Genomic DNA, 20,996 nt, shown 5'->3' with positions numbered 1-20,996 from the left:
GACTTCGACAGGACCGCCCGATGCGTCTGATGACCGCCGCCCTGGCAGGCCTGCTGGCGCTGACCGCCTGCGCCCCTTCGCCGACGCTCATCGCTCCCGTTGAGACCCGCACCCCGATCACCTTCAGCCAACTTCTTGCCCGGCCCCGCGTCGCCGCCGATCAGCGCATTGCCTATGGCCCCGACGCGCTCCAGTTCGGCGAGCTGTGGTTGCCGCGTGGACGGGGCCGCCATCCCGTCATCGTCCTGATTCACGGCGGCTGTTGGCGCGCCGACCTGCCGGGCCTGGAGCTGATGGACTATATGGCCGCTGACCTGCGCGACCGGGGATATGCCGTCTGGAACATGGAATATCGCCGCATCGGCCATCCCGGCGGCGGCTATCCGGGTACCTTCGGGGACATCGCCATGGGCCTCGACCATCTGCGGACCCTGGCCGAGCAACACAGCCTCGACCTGCGCCGCGTCGCCGTCTCGGGCCATTCCGCTGGCGGTCATCTGGCCCTCTGGGCGGCCGCGCGCGATCGCCTGCCCGTCGAAAGCCCTCTACGCACCGCTGATCCCCTGCTGATCCGGGGCGTCGTGTCTCTCGCAGGAATCGCCGACCTCGACGCCTACAGACAGACGGGCCCCGACGCCTGCGGTGGTCCCTCGACCATCGACGGCCTTGTCGGGATCCAGCAGCCCGGCGGTCGCGACGTCTTCGACGACACCTCCCCGCCTGCCCTGCTTCCGCTGGGTGATCGTCAGGTGGTGATCTCGGGGGCGCTGGATCCGATCGTGCCGCCCCGCTTCGGCCAGGACTACGCCGCGGCGGCGGCCTCCCGCGGCGATCCCGCCCGATCCATCGTGCTGGAGGGTGCCGGGCATTTCGAGGTCATCGACCCGACCTCCGCGGCCTGGCCCCGGGTCGCGGACGCGTTTGCGGGCCTGCTGAACTGACGACGTCAGCCCGCCTTGGCCGCAGGTTCGGGTTGGTGCATGGCCAGCAGGGTTCCGATCGGGGCCGCCAGCGTCGCCTTTGTCGGCGGCCCCCCCGCCATAGACACTTCCAGGGCCCCCACCGCGACGGCAAGGCGCGAGTCTGACACCTTCATGGCCAGCATCTTAAGCGTCGCCGCCTGCTCGCGGATGGCCCGCACCGCCTGCATGGGGTCGCTGTCGAACTGGTCCAGGGCCGAACCCAGTATGCGCATCGCCTGGTCCTTGGCCTCTACGTGTCCAGCCGCGCCCGACGCCGACCGATCGGCCTTGCGCTTTCTGGCGCCGGAGAATTCGCCTGAGTTGAACCGACGCCGGTCGGGACCGACGTAACCCACAGCCTCAACCCAGTCGCGTGGCTTCAGCGCGACGTTCTCGACACGTTTGAATAGATCAGCGCTGGTGAAAGGCTTGCGCAGGAATTCATGCACGCCGGAATCCCGCGCGCCCAGGATCGTGCGCGCGGTCGCATCGGCCGTGATCATGATGATAGGCGCGCGGCGGCAGTTCATGTCCGAGCGCCGCAGCGCTTTCGCCAGAGACTCGCCGTCCAGCCCCTCGCCAGTGCGCTCGGTGAAGACGATGCCGGGCTCCTGCTCCGCCGCCGCCATCAACGCCCGCTTCTCGTCCGGCTGAACCACGATGTCGCGCGCGCCCAACCCCTTCATGATGTCGGTCAGCAGGCGTGCGGCGTGAGGATTCGGGTCGACGATCAGCACCCGTTTGACCACGGGCTCCAGCTTCGCCAGCACGCGACGATCGACAGCAAACAAGGCGCGAACCTCCACTCCGGACGTTCATGCTTAGCTGAGCCGGGTTAAGGCCCGTTGAACGCTGGGTTTCCGGAACTCCGCCCCTAGGGTCGCCTAGCCCCGAAACGGATCGTGCATCATGATGGTGTCGTCCCGCTCGGGGCTGGTAGATAACAGGGCCACCGGCGCCCCGATCAACTCTTCGATCCGGCGGACGTATTTGACCGCATTGGCGTTAAGGTCGCGGAAGCTGCGCGCGCCGGCCGTGCTCTCGCTCCAGCCATCCATTTCCTCGAACACCGGCTCGGCCGCGGCCTGCGCCTTCAGACTGGACGGCAGATAGTCCAGCACCTGTCCGTCGATCCGGTAGCCGGTGCAGATCTTCAGCGTCTTCAGTCCGTCCAGCACGTCCAGCTTGGTCAGGGCGATCCCGTCGATGCCGTTGATCGCCACTGACTGCCTCACCAGAACCGCGTCGAACCAGCCGCAACGCCGGGCCCGCCCGGTATTGACCCCGACCTCACGCCCCACGGTCGCCAGATGGGTCCCGACCTCATCGTTCAGCTCACAGGCAAACGGGCCTTCGCCGACCCGCGTGGTGTAGGCCTTCACGATCCCCAGCACGTATCCGACTCCGCGCGGGCCGATGCCCGATCCCGCCGCGGCCTGTCCGGCTACGGTGTTGGAGCTGGTCACATAGGGATAGGTGCCGTGGTCCACGTCCAGGAAGGCCCCTTGCGCGCCCTCGAACAGCACCCGTTTCCCGTCCCGCCGCGCCTGATCCAGCACCCGCCAGGCCGGCTGCACATAGGGCAGGATCTTGGGCGCGATCTCCAGCAACTGCGACAGCAGCGCCTCCGGATCGATCGGCTCGAGCCCCAGCCCGGCCCGCAGCGGATCATGGTGGGAGCGCAGGCGGTCGATCTTGACCTTCAGGTCGTCGACATTGGCCAGGTCGCAGACGCGGATCGCGCGCCGCCCCACCTTGTCCTCATAGGCCGGGCCGATGCCGCGTCCCGTGGTGCCGATCCGCGCGCCCGGCGCGCTCGCCGCCACCTCGCGCGCCACGTCCAGCGCTGGATGGATGGGCAGAATCAGACAGGCGTTGTCGGCCACGATCAGCACCTCGGGACTGATCTTGATCCCCTGCGCCTCGATCTTCCCGATCTCGCCGACCAGATGCCAGGGATCGACCACCACGCCATTGCCGATGATCGAGGGCTTGCCCTGCACCACGCCCGAGGGCAGCAGCGCCAGCTTGTAGACCTTGCCGTCCACGACCAGCGTATGGCCGGCGTTGTGCCCGCCCTGGAACCGCACGACCATATCGGCCCGGTTCGACAGCCAGTCGACGATCTTGCCCTTGCCCTCGTCGCCCCATTGGGCGCCGACCACCGCGACGTTCGCCAAGACTGTTCTCCGCTGTCCGGGATTTCGGAATGCGGGCGCAGCCTATAGCCGGGGAATCGGCGGGTGTCCCGCCGTCGGACGATTATTCCGCCAGCGCCGTCTCGAAAGCCCAGTCCAGCCAGGGCGTCAGCGCCTCGATATCCGCCATATCGACGGTGCAGCCGCACCAGATGCGCAGGCCGGCGGGGGCATTCCGGTGGCTCTCGATATCAAACGCCGCGCCCTCGCCTTCGACCAGCGCCTTCATCCGCGTGACCAGCGCCTGCCGCACCTCTTCGGCCATGGCCGTCACGCGCGGATCGACGATCTTCAGACACACCGACGTCGTCGACCGGATCGCCGGGTTCCCGGCCAGATAGTCGATCCAGTCCGTCCGCCGGACCCATTCGTCCAGAACGGCCGCATTGGCCCGCGTCCGCGCGATCAGGACGTCCAGCCCCCCGACCGACAGCCCCCATTCGACGCCATCGATCCAGTCCTCGATCGTCCAGACCGAAAAGGTGTTGATCATCGACCCCGACGCCAGCATCCGGTCGAAGCCCCTGGCGTCGCGCAGGCGCAGCACCTTCGGCACAGGCCGCGGCGGCGCATAGCGATCCAGCCGCTCGACTGCGCGCGGCGACAGGGCGGCGACGCCCAGGCCCGCCTCTCCGCCCAGCGCCTTCTGGAAGCTGAACGTCACCACATCCAGCCTGCCCCACGGCAACGGCATTGCGAAGGCCGCCGAGGTCGCGTCGCAGATCACCAGCCCCTCCCGGTCGTCCGCGATGAAGTCCGCGTTTGGCGCGCATACGCCCGACGTCGTCCCGTTCCACGGAAACACGAGATCCTTCGCGGGATCGACCATCGAGGTGTCCGGCCATTCGCCCCACGGCGCGGCGATCACCTCGGGCTCCAGCTTCAGATGCTCGACCGCGTCGGTCGCCCACACCTTGCCGAAATTCTCGAACGCCAGCACCTGCACCGGCCGTTCGCCCAGCATCGACCACATAGCGGCCTCGACCGCCCCGGTGTCGGACCCCGGCACATAGACCAGCAGCCAGTCCGCAGGGACCTGCAACAACTCCCGGGTCAGCTTCAGTCCGTGGGCGAACCGCTCCACCACCTCCGGTGCGCGGATGCCACGCCCCAGCAGCTCATGTGGAATCGCCTCCGACGACCATCCAGGCCGTTTCGCCGTCGGCCCGGACGAGAACCACGGCCGCTCCGGCTTGAGGTTTGGCCGGTTCGCCATCAGTCGCGGAACGGCCGCATGGGCCCCTTGTCGCGCACGGCCTGCGCCAGCTTCGTCAGCTCGGCGCTGTCCTCCGGCAGGGTGATCATGAGCTTTGCCAGCAGGTCGCCGCGCTTGCCGTCCGCGAACGCGCCCCGGCCTTTCAGCCTCAGGACCTTGCCTGAGCTGGAGCCGGCCGGAATGGTCATGCTGACCGTGCCCTCGGGCGTCTGCACCGGAACCTTGCCGCCAAGCACCGCATCGTACAGGGCCACCGGCTGATCCATCGTCAGATCGGCGCCCTCGCGCGTAAAGACCGGATGTTTCGCCACCTTCAACTCAATCAGGGCGTCGCCGGCGGGTCCTCCTCGCCCGGGCGCGCCCTGACCCTTCAGCCGTATCGTCTGCCCGTCGGCCGCCCCCTTCGGGATCGCCACGTCCAGCATCCGCCCGTCCGAAAACTGGATCCGCCGCGTCGCGCCGGAAATCGAATCCTCGAGGCTGATCTCCAGCGTCGCCTTGACGTCCTGACCCTTTGGGGCAAATCCGCCAGCCCGCGCGCCGCCCGGCCGCGCCGCGCCGCCGAACATGCCGCCGAACAGTTCATCCAGGTCGATGTTCTCGAAGCCCTGCTGCCTCGTCCCGCCTTGGCCGAAGGGATTGCCGGCGGGACCACCTCGCGCGCCACCCGGCCCGCCGCCGCCGAAGCCGCGGAACTGCTCGCGCCCGTCCGCGTCAATCTCGCCCCGATCGAACTTCGCCCGCTTGTCCTTGTCGCCCAGCAGGTCGAAGGCCGCGGTGATCCGCTTGAACCGCTCGTCGGCGACCGTATTGCCGGGGTTCTTGTCGGGGTGCAGTTCCTTGGCGAGCTTGCGGAACGCCTTTTTGATTTCGTCCGCGCTTGCGCCCCTCGAAACGCCCAGTTCCTTATAGGGATCGCCCGCCACGTCGAATGCCGCTCCATCGAAAGCCGAGAGCGTCAGTTAGGCCATCGCGCGCTCCGCGCAAAGGGAGGTGGCGCAAATCAAACCGTCAGGGCGACGAACGCCTCAATTCCCCAGCCGTACCCGTCGCCCCACTGGGCCACTGCGATGCGCGAGTCCGTGTCCAGTCCGCCCGGAAAATCCGCGGCCAGATCGGCCGCGGCACAGGTCGCAGTGTTCCCCTCAACCTCGAACGCCCGTCTCTCGGTCGCGCCGTCCAGGACTCGCACCCGGACCCTCGGAGACCCGGACCCGGCCGCCTCGCCATCCCACCGGTCACCATCGATTCTGGCCCGCGCGATCCAGCCCAGATCGAAACCGCCGTCCGACCGCGCCACGGCCCGCAGATGAGCGGGCGACCAAGGCCGCTCATGTACACCCGACGCCACGAACCCGACCTCGCTCACCCCCGCGCCCCCGGCGGGTCCGCCCGCCGGCCCCGCTCGCCAGGTCAGCGGCAGACCGCGCTCGGCCCGCGGTGAGTGCGCCCGAGAGGGAGTCTGATCCAGGAACACGGCGACAGCGCCGCTCGGCGCGCCGAGAGCCTCCGTCCCCTGCTGCCCCCGCAACAGGCCAGTCAGCCGCCAGACTCCAACCCCCACCAACGACGCCGACCGGAACTGCGTCAACTCCCAGCCCGTGGCGCTCTCGATCGCCACCGAATTGCCGCCCGCGAACACTGCGGCTTGCGAACGACTCTCCGGCGCCCGCCCCTCGATCCGGACCAGCAGGGTGTTAGCCTCGTCCCAACGATGCCGCACGCCGGCCGCCAGCGCCTCGACCAACACCCCCACGGTCGCCGGCTGCGCCACATCGCCCCTTGCCGTCAGGGATCCGGCGTCCGCCCCGGCGAACACCCGCATCGGACGCCAGGGATCCGACGCCACCACCGCGATCGACCGCCCGTCGTCCTCAGCCCCGATCAGCGGCGGCAGTTCGATCATCCGAAAGAAGGGCGCGCCCGAAACACCCGACGCCTCGCCCGCCATCGGCCACCCGTCATCCTCCCCGACGCTGACCGTCGAGACAGGTTCCAGCACCGCCGACGGAGTCTCATCCATGTCCAGACGCATGACCCGCCAGCCGCCGCTCCGGCCTTCGACCGACACCGTGTCGCCCGGCTCCAGCGCCAGCGCCTCCACCGGCCCCAGCATCGCCGTCAGCCGGTCGCCGCCCCCGGCGTCCAGCGCCCGCTCCGCCGCCGCCCGCGCCAGCGCCCCGGAACAAACCGCCGGCAGGTCCAGATCGACCCCGCCGCCCTCGTCCGCCGACCGCACGACCGCCGATCCGGTCTGATACCCGGCCTCCCCGTCGATATAGCGCACCCGCGCCACGCCCGGCCGCAGCTCCAGCACCCGCTCCGCCTTCAGGCTCGCGCCCTCGTCCGGCAACGCCATCGCCTCCAGCGTCAGCGACGCGACCGGCGCCTCATCCCCGATCACCGCTACCCGTCCGCCCCGCTCCGCCGCGACCAGGCCCAAGCCCGCCAGCAAGGGCTCCAGCGCATCGCGGGTGCGCATCGGCCGGTCGATGACATAGCCCTGCACCTCGCCCGCGAAGCCGCCGATCTCGAAATCGCCCTCGGCCAGACCGCCGCGCTTCAGAATGGCCGCGATCAGATCCCGGGTCTCCCCCGCCAGCCGCCCGTTTAGCCAGTGCCCCGTCCTCCAGGAGCCCACATCCGCCCAGACATCCTCCCGTCCTGGAAATGCCGGATACGGCCGCGCGTCCCAGCACCAGGCGTCCGCCGCCTCGACCATCGAGCCGCCATAGACCGCCGAGACGGGGTTGTTCGCCTCCACCGCAAAATGCTCCAGCACCGCCTCCAGCGCCCGCCGCTGCATGCGGTCGTCGCGCGCGCCGGTCGAGAACGGCGGGAGGGCGTTCTCCGCGCTCTTCGGATCCTGAAACAGGTTCGGCGCATTGCCGCCCCGATCAACGGCCGCACAGCCGAACTCCGTCAGCCGGACCGGCTTCATCCCCGCGACCCAGGCTGTCGGCGAACCGCTCCTCGCGCCGCCGGGCCGGTCATGGTGCGGGTTCGACCACCATCCCTTCAGGTCCTTGACCCGGAACACCCAGTCTTCTCCGTGCGCGGCGTCGATGATCGGCGTCCGCGCCTGCGCCGCCCGGTCGGCGTCCGAGGCGTAGAACCAGTCGAACCCCTCGCCGCCCGCGATCTGGGCCGTCAGATAGGCCGCGTCAGCCGGTCCCTCGAACCCCTCGCCGTCCCTCCCGCCGTCGCCCGCACGCCAATCGCCCAACGGCGGATACCAGTCGATGCCGACGTAATCGATGTCGACGTCCGCCCACAGTGGGTCGAGGTGGAACAGGACATCGCCCCCGCCACGCACCCCCGCATACTCCGACCAGTCGGCCGCATAGCTGATCGCCACGTCCGGCCCAACCACCGCCCGGCACTCGGCGGCCAGCGCCCGCAGCACCTCGACCGCCGGAAACCCGCCGGCCGCATCCCGCGTCGTCGTCAGCCCCCGCATCTCCGAGCCGATCAGCAGCCCGTCCGCCCCCGTCTCCACCACCAGCGCCGCATAGTGCAGCGCCATCCGCCGCAGCCCCCAGCCGTCCGCTGTTCCGAACATCGCGGCGACCTCCGCCGCCGCGCCGGCGCCGCCTTCGCCCTTCACCCGACCACGCCACGGATAGGCCGCCTGTTCGGACTCTCCATAGGGATCGGGCAGACCGTTCCCCGCCGCCACATCCATCAGCACGAACGGATACAGCGTCACCTCAAGTCCCCGCGCCTTCAGCGCCGCCACCGCTTGACGCACACTCTGGTCCGAGGGCGTGCCGCCATAGGCCGGTCCCCCGCCGCTCCGGGAGATCAGATGCGCTTCCGCCCGCCCCAACCCGGCGACCGACCAGCTTAGCGGCTCCGTCGCCTTGTCCGCCCGCTCGACGCCGGGCCGGACGGCGCAGTGCCCGGCCCTCAGGTCGTCGCCGAACCAGCCGACCACCAGACTGACCCGCTTCAGGTTCGGACATTGCGCCTGAAGTTGGTCCAGCGACACCGTCAGGTCCGGCCGCCCGTCGCCCGCGTGCAGGTTCTCCGCCGTCGTCCGGGTCAGCCCGTCGCGCCGCATCACCGCCTCGGTCGCCAGCACGAACTCGCCGGCCCCGGGGATCAGGCATACCCCTTCCAGTCGATCCTCCAGCCTCGGCGCGTCTCCCCGCGCCCGGCGGAACACCTCGAAGCCCAGCTGCGGCGGCCGGTTGCCGTACGGCCCCAGCGGCAGGTCCTCGAACACCACATAGGCCGTACCCCGGTACGCCGGCGCCGCCCCCTCGACCGCCTCGATCAGGGGATCGGGCGTCTGTTCCGCCCCGCCGCGATGCATCCGCATCGTTACGCCCGACAGGTCCATCGGCCGCCCGTCGGCCCAGACCCGCCCGATCCCGTCGATCTCGCCCTCGCACAGCGCCACGGCGAAGCTTAGCGAATAGTCGTACTCCACCGTCCGCGGCCCGCCCTTGCCGCCGGACGAGGTGTTGCGCCCTTCCAGGAACCGCGCGGCCCAGATCACCTGACCGGTCACCCGCGCCCGCCCGAACACACAGGCCATCGGCGCGCCCTCGGCCGTGCCCTGAACCTTCAGCGTCTCCAGCCGCGGTCCCCGCTGCCGCGCCCGCTCAAGACCGGAAACCACTCGCTGGTCGGCCGCCCGGCCGAGGGTCGCGCCAATTACCGCCCCGATCGGCCCCCCGATCGCCTGGCCGACGCCGCCCAGGATCATCTGCGCCATGCTCAGGCCTCTCCGATTTGTTCAACGCCAGGCCAGCGGAACGCCGCCACCAGCCGCCGACGCCACCATGACCCCATCCAGCTCTCCACCACCGTCCGACCCCAGTAGGCGTGGATCATTCGCGGCTCGGCGCCGGTCATGTCGCTCAGGATCGCGCAGTGTTTGGCCGGACATCCGGGGGCCATGCGGAACAGCACGACATCGCCGACGGCCGCCGCCTCGACCGGTATCTCCGCCAGCCACCGTCGCGCCGCGCCAAGCAGGGTTTCCTCGACCCCGACCTCGGCCCAGTCCGGCCGGTAGGGCGGCGGAGCCTCGGGCTCAACCCCGACCAATTCGCGCCACACCCCGCGGATCAGGCCCAGGCAGTCCGCCCCCTCGCCCCGCACGCTGGCCTGATGCCGATAGGGCGTGCCCAACCAGCCGCGCGCGGCTTCGACAACCGCCGCCCTCATCGCCGGCTCCCGCCGTCATGACGCCTGCCCTCGACCGGCGCCGCGGTCAGGAAGTCATCGCCCGGTATGTCCGGAAAGCCCTGGAAATTTACGCCGTTGGCGAACGTCCCGAAGCAGGTCGCCCATCGCTTGTCGCAGACCGCGCCCGGAAACGCCTCGCGGTTGACCCGGCAGCGTCCGTCTCCCAGCATCGCGTCGCAGTCGCGCCCATAGGTCCGGCCGACAACTCGCTCCAGCTTCGCCAGCGGCCCTTCCAGCTCGGCCGTGAACCCCGCGCCCTCGCGCCGGATCCGCGCCAGCGTCGCCGTCCACAACCGCACCCTCAGATCCGGCTGGTCCCAGTCCACACGCCACAGCGCGACCGACGCCCCGTCGTAGAGCCCGGCCCCGACGTCCGCCTCGGTGATCGCCGCATCGTCCAGCCCGCCCGCTATCGCCGCCGACCCGCCGCCGAGCCCAGCGGCGCTCTCCGCCGCCCCCGCCGTCCAGCCGCTCCTCGCCTGGCACGTCACGCCTTCGACGATCAGGTCGCGGTCGTGATCGGTGAACCCCAGCTCGGCCCCGTCCGCCCGTCTCAGCACCCAGGCATGACACAGCCTCGCCGCCCCGCTCTCGATGCGGGCGGTCATCTCTTCCGGTATGGTTCTCATGGTTCAGACCCGCACCTCGATCAGCGGCACGGCCGCCATCCGTCCGGCGTCGAAGCTCTCCAGTGTGACCTCGATCCGGTCAGCGTCGAACCGCACCGGCGTATCGAACTCGAAGCCGGAGGTCACCGCCGCGCCCGCGTCTGGCGCGATATCCAGCGTCACCACCCCCGTCGCCACATCGACCGCGAACGACGACGCCGCCAGTTCGACCCCGTCGATGGCGAGCCGGATCGTCTCTTCAATCGGCTTGGCGATCCGTCGCTCCAGTGCGTCCTCGCCGTCGCCATATCGTTTGACCAGTGAGAACACCGTCCGCGTCCCGTCACCCTCGCCCAGCGCCTGATCGAGCGGCCCGACCGCCGCCCCCGGCACGCAGGACTTGCAGTCCGCGAAGTCCCGGAACCGGAAGCCGTAGAGCCGCCCGCGCCGCGCCTCGAAGAACCCCGTCAGCGCGGCCATGTCGTCCAGCGACCGCAGGTTGGCCCCGATCAGATAGCGCCGCCGTCCCTGGGCCCATGGCGTCGACCGCTGCTCGAAGCCGGACCCCAGCGTCACGATCTCCGTCCGGCGCTCCACGCCGCCGGTCGATCCGAACGCCAACCGCGCGGGCAGCCTCACCTCGTGAAAGGCCATGGACGTGTCCTTTTCGATTTTCGGCCGAGCGGCGCTAAGCTCGCTCGGCCTGTGGCTTGAATTCAACCAGGCACCGCAGCGGCGTTCGAATGACCGGAAGCAAGTCGGGCAATAGCGCGAGCGAGCCCTGCTACAAGAGGCTCGGACCATTGTCAGAACCTGAACTAGCGTTAGTCCTCCGCCGTTGGGCCATCCGAAATCGATAGCTTGACTTTTGTTCGATGATTGCTGTTTTGTGAATCCTCACACGCTCAACCATTGCATGTATGAACCACCTTTTGGGGGCGACATGACCGCGCAGAACACCGAGACCGTATTCGGAAGTGTAAAAAAAGATCGGATCACCTACTTCGCCAACAAGAATTGGTTCAGTGGCGGAGTTGTGGAGGATCTGCCAACGCGCCACGTAACAATGATCCGGCTTGAAACGCGGAGGAACTGGTTCTTAGGTGTTGTCCTTGTTCTGGCCGGCCTTTTCGCTTTTGCGAGCGGCGACGCGGGAATTTTGGTGGGCTTGCTTCTGCTCGCTGCCGCCGCTCTTATCCTTTGGGGCGCGCCGACGGTGATGGTGAACACCTCTGGAGGCGATATGCGTCCAGCGGCCGGATGGCCATGGCAGAAGGGCGAAGCTGAGTCCTTTGTCCGTGCTGTTCGAGAAGCCGTATTCGGCGATGCGCCGACTTCCGTGGCCCCGGCGGCAACACCACCCCCCCAACCCCAATCCGAAGAGCGTTCTTTGGCAGAGCGGCTTTCAGAGGCAAAATCGCTGCTCGACAGCGGCGCGATCGATGACGGCGAGTACAAGGACATGAAGGCGCGCATCTTGGCGTCACAGTAACTTCTCAAAGTCGGCGCGCGCCAAGCGATACGGCGCGCGCCAGCATCTGGGCGATCTGCGCCTCGGAACGCAGCAACGCCTGTGCGCCGCCGTCCACCCGCACATTGACAGTGACGCCCCCGCCGCCGGCCGGCTCGATGACGCCCACGCCTGTGGGCCGGAACACCTCCGGACCCCGCTCGCCGACCAGATAGGCGCCGCCGCCCAGCACCGCGCCGCCGTCGGCGCGAGAGCCTGAGAACACCGTCTGCACCGCCTGGGCGATTGCCTCGCCCAGTCCGCCCCCGCCCCCCGCTCCCGACGTTGCATTCACCGCCGCCAGCACCGCCCGCGCCAGCTCGGCCAGACTGATTTCTCCGTCCGCCGCGGCCCGCGCCAGCGACCGGACCAGCCCTTCGCCGGCCCGGCCGAAGGCGTCCTCGATCGCGGCCGCGGCCCGCTCCGCCGGCTCCCGCAACGCCTCCAGCGCCACCGCCGCTTCGGCCGCCTTGCGCGGGACGCCGTCCAGCCCCGTTGGTTCAGAACTGTCACTCATCCGGCCAAGCCTCCGCCATCCGCATCAGGTCTTCGCGCCCCATCGGCGCCCCGCCGCCCGGCCGCCCCGTCAGCATCCGCCACTCCCGCAGCGACAGCCGCCAGAACCCCTCGGGCACCACGCCCAGCCGCGCCGCGGTCCGCATCATCTCGTCCCAGGGAGTCATCCCGCTGCGGCTGCGAAGGCCTTGGCCACCGCCTCCGCCGCTTCTCGCGGATCGACGCCGGCCCGGTCCAGCTCATCCGCCAGGGCCCGGTCGCCCCCGCCCCGCAACAGGGCCGCCAGCACCGTCATCAGATCCAGCGCCGACAGCGCCCGCATCCGCTTCGCCAAATCGGACAGCCCCTCCAGCCCCAGTCCCGTCTCTATCTCCGCCAGGGCCCCCAGCGTCAGGCACAACCGCCGTTCCGCGCCCGCCAGCAGGGCGACCACCTCGCCCCGCGCGCCGTTGGCAGCCATCACAGCGCCTCGAACGAGATTTCACCCGCGCTCGCCAGGCTGATGGCGAACGTCGCCTCCCCCTCGTGCTCGCCGGCGTATTCCAGCGCCGCCACAAGGAACGGCCCCTCCAGCACGCCAAAGTCCGGCACGATCAACCGCCACACACTCGGCGCCTGGGAAAAGAAAGCCTCGCGGATCAGGGCGTCGGAGGCGGTGTCGCGGAAGATCCCCTGCCCCGCCACAGCCGCCGATTTGACCCCCGCCCCGCCCAGCAGTTCGCGCCAGCGGCCGGCGCTGTCGCCGTCGGTCGCATCGACCGTCCGCGCATTCAGCGAGATGGTTCTGGCCCTCAGCCCCGCCACCGTCGTGAACACGCCCGGCGCACCCTCGATCTTCAGCAGGATGTCCTTGCCCCGTTGTGCGCTCATGTCTCCACCTCCTCCGTGACGGCGCGCACCCGCAGCACCGCAAATGTCCGCGCGCCATCCGCGCTGGGAAACACATCCGCGAACGGGAGCCCCAGGCTCACCGCCCGCACCCCGTCGGCCTCAAGCGCGGCGTCGTTCAACGCCAGCCGCACCGCCGCCAGCACCGCCTTGGCCTCTTCGGTTCCGCGAAACCGCGACACGACCGTCAAGGTCAGCGCCTGCTCGACCCCGCCTCCATCCGCCCCCACCGGCCGACTCTCGCACCGCCCGATCAACAGCTGCGGAAACTCCGTGTCCGGCGACGCCGCGTCCCGGATCCGCGCCGGCTCTCCCAGCAGCACCTGCACCGCCGCATCCGCCTTCAGATGCGCGATCAACGCCTTCTGTAGCGCCAGCTCATGCCCGCTCATCGCATCCGCTCCAGGTTCAGTATCGCCCTGCCGCCGACCGTCTCGCCCGAGACGATCCGCCAGTCGCCACCGCCAAATCTCAGCACCCGCCCCGTAGCCAGCCGCCCGTCCGACCGGGTCTCCGCCGTGACCGTCTCGACGGCCCGCGCCCCGCCCGGTTCGTTCTTCTCGCGCCGCCGTCGCGCACCCAGCTTCAGCCAGGCCGAACCCAGCGGCTCCCAACTGACGGCTCGACCGCCGTACGGCGTCTCGCTCTCGACGCCTTCGAACAGTTCGGCGAACACCTTCATCCCGCTCACAGCCGCACCACGCGGTACGGCGCGATCCAACCCTCGACCGGTGCGACCGTCATCTCCGGATCACCCCGCTCATAGGCCCGCAAGGCCAGCATCAGGATCGCCAGCCGCAACGGCGCCGGCGAGGTCGAGGTCAGCGTCAGGCCGACATCCCCCTCGACCCGCGCCCGGGCCGCATCGATCAACGTCTGGATCAGCCCGTCCTCCGCCTCATGCTCTACGCGCAGGAACAGCTTCGCTTCCGCCAGTGAGACGGGTGCGGTCATTTTGAATCTCGCTTTGCTCGATAGGGGCGAGGGGCGAGGGACGAGGGTCGAAACCCATGTCTCATTCTCAACCGCCGCCAACTTCACGGAGGACGTCGGAGCGAGCGGCGAATTCCTCGCCCCTCGCCCCTCATCCCTCGACCCTCGCGACTACGTCGCGCTGAACTTCATCACCTTGACTGCATCAAAGTTCTGCACCCCGCCGCCGACCCGCTTGGTGGTGTAGAAGAGCACATAGGGCTTGGCCGAATACGGGTCCCGCAGCACCCTCACCCCGGCGCGGTCGACGATCAGATAGCCGCGCTGGAAATCGCCGAAGGCGATGGCCGCGCTGTTGGCGGCGATGTCCGGCATGGTCTCGATCTCGGTCACGCGATAGCCGAGCAAGGACGCCGTCTCCCCCGCCCGCTGCGCCGGCTGCCAGATGTAGGCGCCGTCGGCGTCCTTGAATTTGCGCACGGCCGAGACCGTCTTGCGGTTCATCACGAACCGCCCGTTCGGCCGGTACTGGGCCTTGGGTGCGTAGACCAGGTCGATCAGCCGGTCGGTCGGACTGGTCGAGGCGAACGCCCCCGCCGCGCCCGAGGCGACATAGCCGATCTCGCCCCACTCATGGTCGGCCTCAGCGACGATGTCATAGTTCAGAAAGCCCCGGGGCTTGTTGACCCCGTCGCCGGTGACGAAGGCCGCGGTCTCCTGCGCCGCGAAGGCGTCCTCGACCTCGGCCGCCAGCCATTCGTCCAGGTCAATCAGGGCGTCGTCCAGCAGCGACTGGGTCGCCGCCGGATTGGCGTACAGATCGGCTGACGGGAACTCCAGCAGGGCCAGGGTGGCCGGATCCGTCTCGGGCCGCGCCGCCGTCTCGGCCACCCAGCCCGAGGCCACGCCCGCCGTCGACACCGGCTTTCTGAACACACCGGCGCCGACCGTCCGCACCGTGGCGATCTCCCGCATCGGCGAACCGGCCATCAGCCGCCGCTCGATGGCCCGCTCGGTCTGCTCGGGCACCACATAGCCCGCCGAATTCGACGCCGTCGACAGCCCCGCCTTCAGCTCCAGCCCGAACGACAGACCCGTCTTCAGATAGCCGTCGAACGCGGCTTTCGTCTCCTCCCCATGCAATGGGGAGGGGGACCGCGAAGCGGTGGAGGGGCCGCTCGCTCCGGACTCGATCCCCGGCCGCCTTCCCTCGCTCACCACCCGGTCCAGCCGCGCCTGCGCCGCCCCGACCGCCTGGTCGATCCGCGCCACCTTCTCCTCCAGCAGCGCATCCGCCGAGCTCTTCCGCTCGATCTCGTCCAGCCGGGCGTCATTGGCCCCTTTGAACGCCTCGAACGCCGCCATCATCTCATGCATGGCGGCGCGCGCCTCCGGGGTGCCCGGGGCCTGTTTGGTTTCTTTCATGGTGTCTCCGGTTTTCTGTTTCTCCCTCCCCTTCATGGGGAGGGACGGCGAGGCGGAGCCGAGCCCGGGTGGGGAAGGCGGCCGCCGCTTCGATCGTTGTGCTTTTTCGTGCCCCACCCGGATCGTCTGTCGCCGATCGTCCCGGCCCATGAAGGGGAGGAAGAGCCCGCTCCTCGCCCCGTCCATTCAAACCAGTGAGATTATCGCCCGCCCCAGCGGTGAACCCCTTGAAGTTGCGCGCGATTGACACTCACGGAACGGCGTGATCTCCGTAAATCATGGTCAAGCTTGGGACTACGACTATGTCCAGACTTCTCACCGCGACCGCCACGGTCGCCGCCCTCCTGTCCGCCGGCGCCGTCCAGGCCGCCGACCGCTGCGGGGCCACAACCCATATGCGTTTCGGCGAGACCCGGGCCTATTTCGGCGACACGCTCGCCGCCTGCCGTCCCGACGGCTATTGTTCGGTCGTCGTCGCCCTGCCCGATCCGTCCGGCCACGCCGCCTGGCGTCAGCAGCTGCGCGTCGCCCGGCCCAGCCCCGGCGCGGACTATCTGGTCGAGCTGGCCGCGGCCGACCCCATGCCCGTGACCGGCGCGATGAATTTCACCACGCCCGGCCAGACCGTCGATCCCGGCCCCTGGCTGGTCCCGACGTCTCCGGGATCCAATGAGTTCCGCGTCAGCGATCCGATCCTGACCCGGTCTCTGGTCTCGGGCCTTCGCCGTCAGCGGATCGCCCGTTGGAACTATCAGTCCCTCGACGGTCCGGCGGAGGCCTATTTTTCCCTGATGGGGATGACGGCCGCCCTCAACTGGATCGACTGCCGGGGCGCCGGCGCCGACTGAAACGGCCGGCCTATCCCGGCCGGGGGCCAGCGCCCGGGCCCGGCGATTGGCCCGATCCTGCGGACCCGGGTCGCGTCGTCGCACCCCTGTCACCCTGACCGCGAGGCCCTCGACCCTGCGGCGCCTGTCCCTGAGGCGTTTGACCCTTGGAGGCCTCGCTTTGCGGGGTCTGGCCTTGAGGCGCCTGGCCTTGCGGAGCCTGCCCCTGTCCCTGCGGACCCGAACCTTGCGCGCCTTGCCCCTGGGACGGCTGTCCCTGCGGCGGCTGACCTCCGGGTCCCTGACCCTCAGGTCTCTGCCCCTGCGGGCCGGCTCCCGGTCCGCCCGGCTCGCGGGGCGGCAGTCGATCCGCCAGGCGCCGCCCGGCCTCGGGGGACAGGCGGAACGGTTCGGACACGCGCCGGCCCGACACGGCCACAGCCTGTCCGGGCTCACTTATGATGCGGCGCACGCCGTCGACTTCGATCTCGATCTCGCCCTCGACCAGCACGATCACCGCCGCCAGATCCGGATCGTCAGCCAAGCCCGGTGTTCCCGCCTCGCCGTCCAGCAGCTCCAGAGCGTCTGTCCCGACCGCGGCCTCGATGACCGTACCGCGTATCCCGATCGTCGCCGTCGGCGTCCGGAAGGCCACCCGCTCCCGTTCCGCACTCCGGCTGCCCGAGACGAAGCGGAAGGCACCTCGCACCATGGAAAACAGGACTCCAGCCGGATCGGCCTCGGCGTCGATCACGAACCGGTCCACGTTCAGCGCCGCATTCGCCCCGACCGTCAGCACCGACTGGTCCCTCAGCCGGATCAACAACCGGCTATCGGCCCCGGTGACGATGGCGTCGGCCAGCCGCACCGTCCCGTCAACGATCGAGGGTCGCCAGCCGCTCTCGCCGACGCTTCGGGTCTGCACACTGTTCTCGACCGTGGCGTTGACGCCCACCGGCGTCTGCGCCGCGACCGGTCCTGCCAGCACCGCCACCAGGCCCACAATGATCAGGAAACAGCGCTTCATTCAGCCACCCCAGAGGAACCATGGTCTCTTGACCCACATACCATGTGGATACGGGCGGAAAACCTATTCGGACGCGGCCCCCTGGATTCGCCGATCCGACGCAGCATCTGCCGCCCGGCGGCTGACGCTCAACTTTGTCGAAACCGCGCGCCCGGCAGCATCGGAAACGTCACCAGCGACACCTCCCACAGCTCGACCTCGACCAGCACTCTCAACCGCCCCTCCCGGCGCGCCCGGCTGCTGCGGAAACCGATCGACAGCCCGTCCAGCGCCCGGGCCCGCGACAGCGCCTGGGCGAACCGCCCCTCGGCTGACCAGTCCATGACCCGTCCGGTGACGAAAAGCCCGCGCTCGTCCTCGACCATCCGGTCCCAGACCCCGACCACCGCCCGGCCCTCATGCTGATGCAGCATCCGCACGCCACTAGGCCCCGTCTTCGCCAGACTGGCCGCAAACGCGCCTTTCGCCACCACATCCCCGTTCAGATCCGCCACGCCCCAGAGCGAGGCGTAGCCATGAATGTGTAGCGACGAGGGTCGAGGGATGAGGGGGGAAAGCCCGCCCTCGCCTTCCTCGCCCCTCGCCCATGACCCCTCGCCCCTCACTTCGCACCCTCCAGCCTCATCTCCACCCGCTCCACCGCCGCCCGCGTCGCCAGGCTCTGCTCCTCCAGCCGCGCCAGCCGCTCGGCCACCAGCCGCTGCTCGCCGACCCGTTCCTCGAGGGTGGCGATCCGCGCCGCCGCCCCTCCGGCCCAGATCAGCCCGCCGACCGTCTGCACCGCCAGCGCCACGATCACGGCGACGGGGATCTTCCGCATCGCGTCCATCAGTCCCCGACTCCCGCCATCCGCCGCCGCTCCTCATCCGTCAGGAAGGTCGCCGCCGTCAGCCTTGCCCATAGCGCGTCCCGCTCGGGCTGCAGCGCCGGCAACGACTCCAGATCCGCCTCGATCCGCACCCCGGCGAACCGTCCGCCCAGCCACCCCGTCAGCGCCGCCGCCGTCTTGCGCGCCAGCGGAACCACCGTCCCCCGCCAGAAGGCCGCGTTGGCCTCGCGATAGTTGGCGTAGGTCGCGTCCCCCGGAATCCCCAGCAGCTGAGGCGGCACCCCGAACGCCAGGGCGATCTCGCGCGCCGCCGCATGCTTGCCGGCGATGAAGTCCATATCCGCCGGCGTCCAGCTCATCGGCTTCCAGTCCAGCCCGCCTTCCAGGATCATCGGCCGCCCGGCGTTCATCGTCCCGGAGTGGCTCTCCTCCACCTGGGCCCTCAGCCCCTCGAACTGTTCGGCTGTCAGCCGCTCGCCGTCCTTCGCCCCATAGACCAGCGCCCCCGACGGCCGCGCCGCATTGTCCAGCAGCGCCTTGTTCCAGGCCCCCGAGGCGTTGTGCACATCGATCGCGAACGCCGCCGCCTCCAGCGGCGAGAATCCGTAATGGTCGTCGGTCGGGTGAAACAGCTTCAACTGCATTACCGGCGACCAGCCATCCGCCGCCCGTCCGATCCGGATCGACCGCCCATCGACGGAATATTCCCACGCCTCCGGCCAGCCCGCCCTTCCTGGCACCACCTTCACCCGATCGGGCCGCAGCGTCCAAAGCTCCTCGGGCGTCTCATCGCCGATCGCCTCGGCATAGGCGTTCCCCGCCGTCTGCAGCGCGCCGTACAGCGCCTCCAGCCACTCCGCCCCCGACTGCTCCGGGTTTGGCCGCGCCAGCAGAATAGCCAGCGGATGATCGTCCCGCCGCACCCCGTCCGCGAACACCACCAGCGGCGTCGACGCCGCCGCCTCCGCGATCATCCTCACGCAGCGATAGGCCACGGCCTTCTTGGCAAACCCTTCCTCGGCCAGATGGGCGTAGTCCCGCGGCGTCCACCGCGCCCGTCCGCCGGACGTCAGCGCGATCAGCGGTCCGACCCGGCTGTCCTTGATCTCGGGCGCACGCCCCGTTTCCACGGAGTTGCGCCCACGGCGGCCCATCGGCCAGCGCAGCTTCGCCATCCTCATCCTTCCTGTCGGTCTGTCTCAGAGAACCCGTACGCGCGGCCCCGCACTCGGGGCCGGCAGCAGATGCGTCACCGCCCACACCAGGGCGTCGGCTCGGTCAGGACTGCGCCCGCCGCCTTCCGCCGACCCCAGCGCCATCAGTTCCTCTTCCAGAGCCGGAAACGCCCCGCAGTGGACGACCCGTCCCTGTTCGTACAGCGCCGCCACCGGCTCGGCCCGCGCCGCCTTGCCCCGGCTGGCGTGGACCAGTCTGATCGCGGTCTCGCAGCCGCCGTGGGCCAGCACGGTCCGCACCATCTCGCCGCCCTGGTTCTTCTCCGCCACGATCTCCCGCGCCCCGAACTCCCGCGCCGTCTGCGCCACAATCGTGGCCCAGCCCTGCGGCGACTCCCCGCCTCTCGACCGGTCAGCCAGCACATAGGCCCGGCCGTCCTTGCGGCCCACGACCACGATCCCGCAGGCGTCGCCGCCCGCGCTCGCCGGCGGATCCACCGCCACCACGATCCGCTCCAATGTCGCTGGCCGGTTCCCGCGCGCTCGCGCCAGATCCTCGGCCCGGAACAGCGCGCCCTCGGCCTCGACCACCAGCCCGTCCAACTCCTGCGCCTCCAGCCGGGTCCCGGCGTAGAGCGTCTTCAGATGCGCCAGGAATCCCGGCGACAGATGGTGTGCGTTGGCCTGGGTCCCGGCCCGATCGATGACCACGCCCGCTTCCGCCAGCAACCGCCGCAGCGCCGGAATCGGTCGCGGCGTGGTGGTCACCATCAGCCGCGGATCGGCGCCCAGCCTCAACCCCAGCCGCAGGTTGCTCAGCACCGCCTCCGGCCTGCGCCAGGCGCAGAACTCATCGGCCCAGGCGTGATGAAACTGCGGCCCCCTCAAACTGTCCGGGTCTTCGGCGAGAAGGCGTGCGCCTCGCTGCCGTTCGGCCAAACCAGACGCCGCCGACCCGCTTCCCAGCGCGGCCGGTTTGCCCGCTCCGGTAGGGCCTTCAATCCTGACGGCCCTTCGACCATCACCTCGCGCACATCGTGCAGCGTCGGGCCAACCAGGGCGAACCGTCGGCCCTCAATCTCGGCCAGATGGTTGATCCACCAGGCCCCGGCGAAGGTCTTGCCCGCCCCTCGCCCGCCCAGCAGCACCCAGGTCCGCCAGTCTGTGGTAGCTCCCGGCGCCTGATGCTCATGCAGTGTGAACTGGCTCCCGATCAGCGCGTGCAGTTGGCCAGCATCCAGGTTCGACAACGATGCCTTTCGCTTCCAGGACCGCGTTGAGGCGATCGAGACGGGTCTCCAGTTCGGCCCGCATTCGCTCGAGGTTTTCGGGGCTGTCGTCACGGTGTTTCATCTCGTCCTCTTTAGCCTCTGGGTCTCTCGGGCCCGCTGGCGCGGGCGTCAGCGCCACCACGGCCCTGGCCGACCGGGCGATCACGCCCACGGTCCGCGCCTGCCGCTCGATGCCGGCCACGTCGCCGGGTCCCGGAATCTCATCCGCCAGAACCCTGACGCCCCGGTCGATGATCGGCATCAATTGCTCCTGCAGGTCGCCGGCCCATGCCGCCGCCCGCGCCGCCCTGTCCTGATTTCCCGTCATGCCCAAAGGATAGGCGACCAGCGCACCTCGGCGGGAAAGTCGCAGTTACAAAATCACAAGTGATTGATTTCTGGCGATCTTTTC

At 69.7% G+C, this 20,996-nt stretch carries 26 protein-coding genes; 3 read left to right on the top strand and 23 right to left on the bottom strand.

Annotated elements, in window-relative coordinates:
- The first annotated feature begins 20 nt into the window (after positions 1–20).
- Entirely contained in the window at positions 21–941 is a 921-nt protein-coding gene (locus tag ACTIEW_RS01450) for an alpha/beta hydrolase family protein (RefSeq protein WP_439476127.1), read from the top strand.
- A gap of 5 nt (positions 942–946) precedes the next feature.
- On the opposite strand, the gene ACTIEW_RS01445 is transcribed toward ACTIEW_RS01450, so the two are convergent.
- From ACTIEW_RS01445 to ACTIEW_RS01410, 8 genes are all read right to left on the bottom strand, one after another.
- Complete coding sequence (locus ACTIEW_RS01445; RefSeq protein WP_439476126.1) at positions 947–1,753, bottom strand: response regulator; 807 nt, start codon at positions 1,751–1,753, stop codon at positions 947–949.
- 93 nt (positions 1,754–1,846) lie between these two features.
- Complete coding sequence (locus ACTIEW_RS01440; RefSeq protein ID WP_439476125.1) at positions 1,847–3,142, bottom strand: adenylosuccinate synthase; 1,296 nt, start codon at positions 3,140–3,142, stop codon at positions 1,847–1,849.
- An 82-nt stretch (positions 3,143–3,224) separates the two neighbouring features.
- A complete protein-coding gene (locus ACTIEW_RS01435) occupies positions 3,225–4,376 on the bottom strand; it encodes a phosphoserine transaminase (RefSeq protein WP_439476124.1) in 1,152 nt (383 codons plus the stop codon).
- Positions 4,376–5,302, bottom strand: coding sequence for a DnaJ C-terminal domain-containing protein (locus tag ACTIEW_RS01430; RefSeq protein ID WP_439476123.1), 927 nt, complete (start codon positions 5,300–5,302; stop codon positions 4,376–4,378). Before ACTIEW_RS01430 ends, ACTIEW_RS01435 begins: the two co-directional genes overlap by 1 nt.
- A gap of 77 nt (positions 5,303–5,379) precedes the next feature.
- Complete coding sequence (locus tag ACTIEW_RS01425) at positions 5,380–9,099, bottom strand: baseplate multidomain protein megatron (RefSeq protein WP_439476122.1); 3,720 nt, start codon at positions 9,097–9,099, stop codon at positions 5,380–5,382.
- 2 nt (positions 9,100–9,101) lie between these two features.
- Positions 9,102–9,554 carry an NlpC/P60 family protein gene (locus ACTIEW_RS01420; RefSeq protein WP_439476121.1) on the bottom strand — a complete coding sequence of 151 codons (453 nt, stop codon included), beginning with the start codon at positions 9,552–9,554 and terminating at the stop codon, positions 9,102–9,104.
- The gene (locus tag ACTIEW_RS01415; RefSeq protein ID WP_439476120.1) at positions 9,551–10,204 is read right to left on the bottom strand and encodes a baseplate hub domain-containing protein; all 654 of its coding nucleotides are present in this window, start codon (positions 10,202–10,204) and stop codon (positions 9,551–9,553) included. The genes ACTIEW_RS01420 and ACTIEW_RS01415 overlap by 4 nt, the downstream gene beginning before the upstream one ends.
- Before the next feature lie 3 nt (positions 10,205–10,207).
- Complete coding sequence (locus ACTIEW_RS01410) at positions 10,208–10,837, bottom strand: phage distal tail protein, Rcc01695 family (protein WP_439476119.1); 630 nt, start codon at positions 10,835–10,837, stop codon at positions 10,208–10,210.
- A gap of 289 nt (positions 10,838–11,126) precedes the next feature.
- Here ACTIEW_RS01410 and ACTIEW_RS01405 point away from each other — a divergent pair, with 289 nt between their 5' ends.
- The gene (locus tag ACTIEW_RS01405; protein ID WP_439476118.1) at positions 11,127–11,675 is read left to right on the top strand and encodes an SHOCT domain-containing protein; all 549 of its coding nucleotides are present in this window, start codon (positions 11,127–11,129) and stop codon (positions 11,673–11,675) included.
- A 4-nt stretch (positions 11,676–11,679) separates the two neighbouring features.
- Here ACTIEW_RS01405 and ACTIEW_RS01400 read toward each other — a convergent pair whose 3' ends face one another.
- The 8 genes from ACTIEW_RS01400 to ACTIEW_RS01365 all read right to left on the bottom strand — a co-directional run bounded on the left by ACTIEW_RS01400 (position 11,680) and on the right by ACTIEW_RS01365 (position 15,455).
- Entirely contained in the window at positions 11,680–12,210 is a 531-nt protein-coding gene (locus ACTIEW_RS01400; protein WP_439476117.1) for a phage tail tape measure protein, read from the bottom strand.
- Positions 12,203–12,376, bottom strand: a complete 174-nt coding sequence (locus tag ACTIEW_RS01395; protein ID WP_439476116.1) for a phage tail assembly chaperone — start codon at positions 12,374–12,376, stop codon at positions 12,203–12,205. The genes ACTIEW_RS01400 and ACTIEW_RS01395 overlap by 8 nt, the downstream gene beginning before the upstream one ends.
- On the bottom strand, positions 12,373–12,669 hold the full coding sequence (locus ACTIEW_RS01390) for a GTA-gp10 family protein (protein WP_439476115.1): 297 nt from the start codon (positions 12,667–12,669) through the stop codon (positions 12,373–12,375). Before ACTIEW_RS01390 ends, ACTIEW_RS01395 begins: the two co-directional genes overlap by 4 nt.
- Positions 12,669–13,079 carry a phage major tail protein, TP901-1 family gene (locus tag ACTIEW_RS01385; RefSeq protein ID WP_439476114.1) on the bottom strand — a complete coding sequence of 137 codons (411 nt, stop codon included), beginning with the start codon at positions 13,077–13,079 and terminating at the stop codon, positions 12,669–12,671. The genes ACTIEW_RS01390 and ACTIEW_RS01385 overlap by 1 nt, the downstream gene beginning before the upstream one ends.
- On the bottom strand, positions 13,076–13,489 hold the full coding sequence (locus tag ACTIEW_RS01380) for a DUF3168 domain-containing protein (protein ID WP_439476113.1): 414 nt from the start codon (positions 13,487–13,489) through the stop codon (positions 13,076–13,078). The genes ACTIEW_RS01385 and ACTIEW_RS01380 overlap by 4 nt, the downstream gene beginning before the upstream one ends.
- Positions 13,486–13,779, bottom strand: a complete 294-nt coding sequence (locus ACTIEW_RS01375; RefSeq protein WP_439476112.1) for a phage head-tail adapter protein — start codon at positions 13,777–13,779, stop codon at positions 13,486–13,488. Before ACTIEW_RS01375 ends, ACTIEW_RS01380 begins: the two co-directional genes overlap by 4 nt.
- A 5-nt stretch (positions 13,780–13,784) precedes the next feature.
- Complete coding sequence (locus tag ACTIEW_RS01370; RefSeq protein ID WP_439476111.1) at positions 13,785–14,051, bottom strand: head-tail connector protein; 267 nt, start codon at positions 14,049–14,051, stop codon at positions 13,785–13,787.
- 150 nt (positions 14,052–14,201) lie between these two features.
- A complete protein-coding gene (locus ACTIEW_RS01365) occupies positions 14,202–15,455 on the bottom strand; it encodes a phage major capsid protein (RefSeq protein ID WP_439476110.1) in 1,254 nt (417 codons plus the stop codon).
- A gap of 302 nt (positions 15,456–15,757) precedes the next feature.
- On the opposite strand from ACTIEW_RS01365, the gene ACTIEW_RS01360 reads away from it, so the two are divergent.
- The gene (locus ACTIEW_RS01360) at positions 15,758–16,303 is read left to right on the top strand and encodes a hypothetical protein (RefSeq protein WP_439476109.1); all 546 of its coding nucleotides are present in this window, start codon (positions 15,758–15,760) and stop codon (positions 16,301–16,303) included.
- Positions 16,304–16,313: 10 nt separating this feature from the next.
- Here ACTIEW_RS01360 and ACTIEW_RS01355 read toward each other — a convergent pair whose 3' ends face one another.
- The 7 genes from ACTIEW_RS01355 to ACTIEW_RS01325 form a co-directional block, all read right to left on the bottom strand.
- Positions 16,314–17,309 carry a FecR family protein gene (locus ACTIEW_RS01355; protein ID WP_439476108.1) on the bottom strand — a complete coding sequence of 332 codons (996 nt, stop codon included), beginning with the start codon at positions 17,307–17,309 and terminating at the stop codon, positions 16,314–16,316.
- Between the two features lie 128 nt (positions 17,310–17,437).
- Complete coding sequence (locus ACTIEW_RS01350) at positions 17,438–17,854, bottom strand: HK97 family phage prohead protease (RefSeq protein WP_439476303.1); 417 nt, start codon at positions 17,852–17,854, stop codon at positions 17,438–17,440.
- A gap of 56 nt (positions 17,855–17,910) precedes the next feature.
- Positions 17,911–18,129, bottom strand: a complete 219-nt coding sequence (locus ACTIEW_RS01345) for a hypothetical protein (protein ID WP_439476107.1) — start codon at positions 18,127–18,129, stop codon at positions 17,911–17,913.
- Positions 18,130–18,137: 8 nt separating this feature from the next.
- The gene (locus tag ACTIEW_RS01340) at positions 18,138–19,313 is read right to left on the bottom strand and encodes a phage portal protein (protein WP_439476106.1); all 1,176 of its coding nucleotides are present in this window, start codon (positions 19,311–19,313) and stop codon (positions 18,138–18,140) included.
- A 24-nt stretch (positions 19,314–19,337) separates the two neighbouring features.
- Entirely contained in the window at positions 19,338–20,201 is an 864-nt protein-coding gene (locus tag ACTIEW_RS01335; RefSeq protein ID WP_439476105.1) for a terminase large subunit domain-containing protein, read from the bottom strand.
- Positions 20,198–20,563, bottom strand: coding sequence for a terminase large subunit domain-containing protein (locus ACTIEW_RS01330; protein ID WP_439476104.1), 366 nt, complete (start codon positions 20,561–20,563; stop codon positions 20,198–20,200). The genes ACTIEW_RS01335 and ACTIEW_RS01330 overlap by 4 nt, the downstream gene beginning before the upstream one ends.
- Complete coding sequence (locus tag ACTIEW_RS01325) at positions 20,502–20,846, bottom strand: hypothetical protein (protein WP_439476103.1); 345 nt, start codon at positions 20,844–20,846, stop codon at positions 20,502–20,504. Before ACTIEW_RS01325 ends, ACTIEW_RS01330 begins: the two co-directional genes overlap by 62 nt.
- Between the last annotated feature and the right edge of the window lie 150 nt (positions 20,847–20,996).

This window comes from Brevundimonas sp., from assembly GCF_051860745.1.
In the GTDB taxonomy this organism is placed as follows: domain Bacteria; phylum Pseudomonadota; class Alphaproteobacteria; order Caulobacterales; family Caulobacteraceae; genus Brevundimonas.
This window is presented reverse-complemented; position numbering and strand designations above follow the sequence as displayed.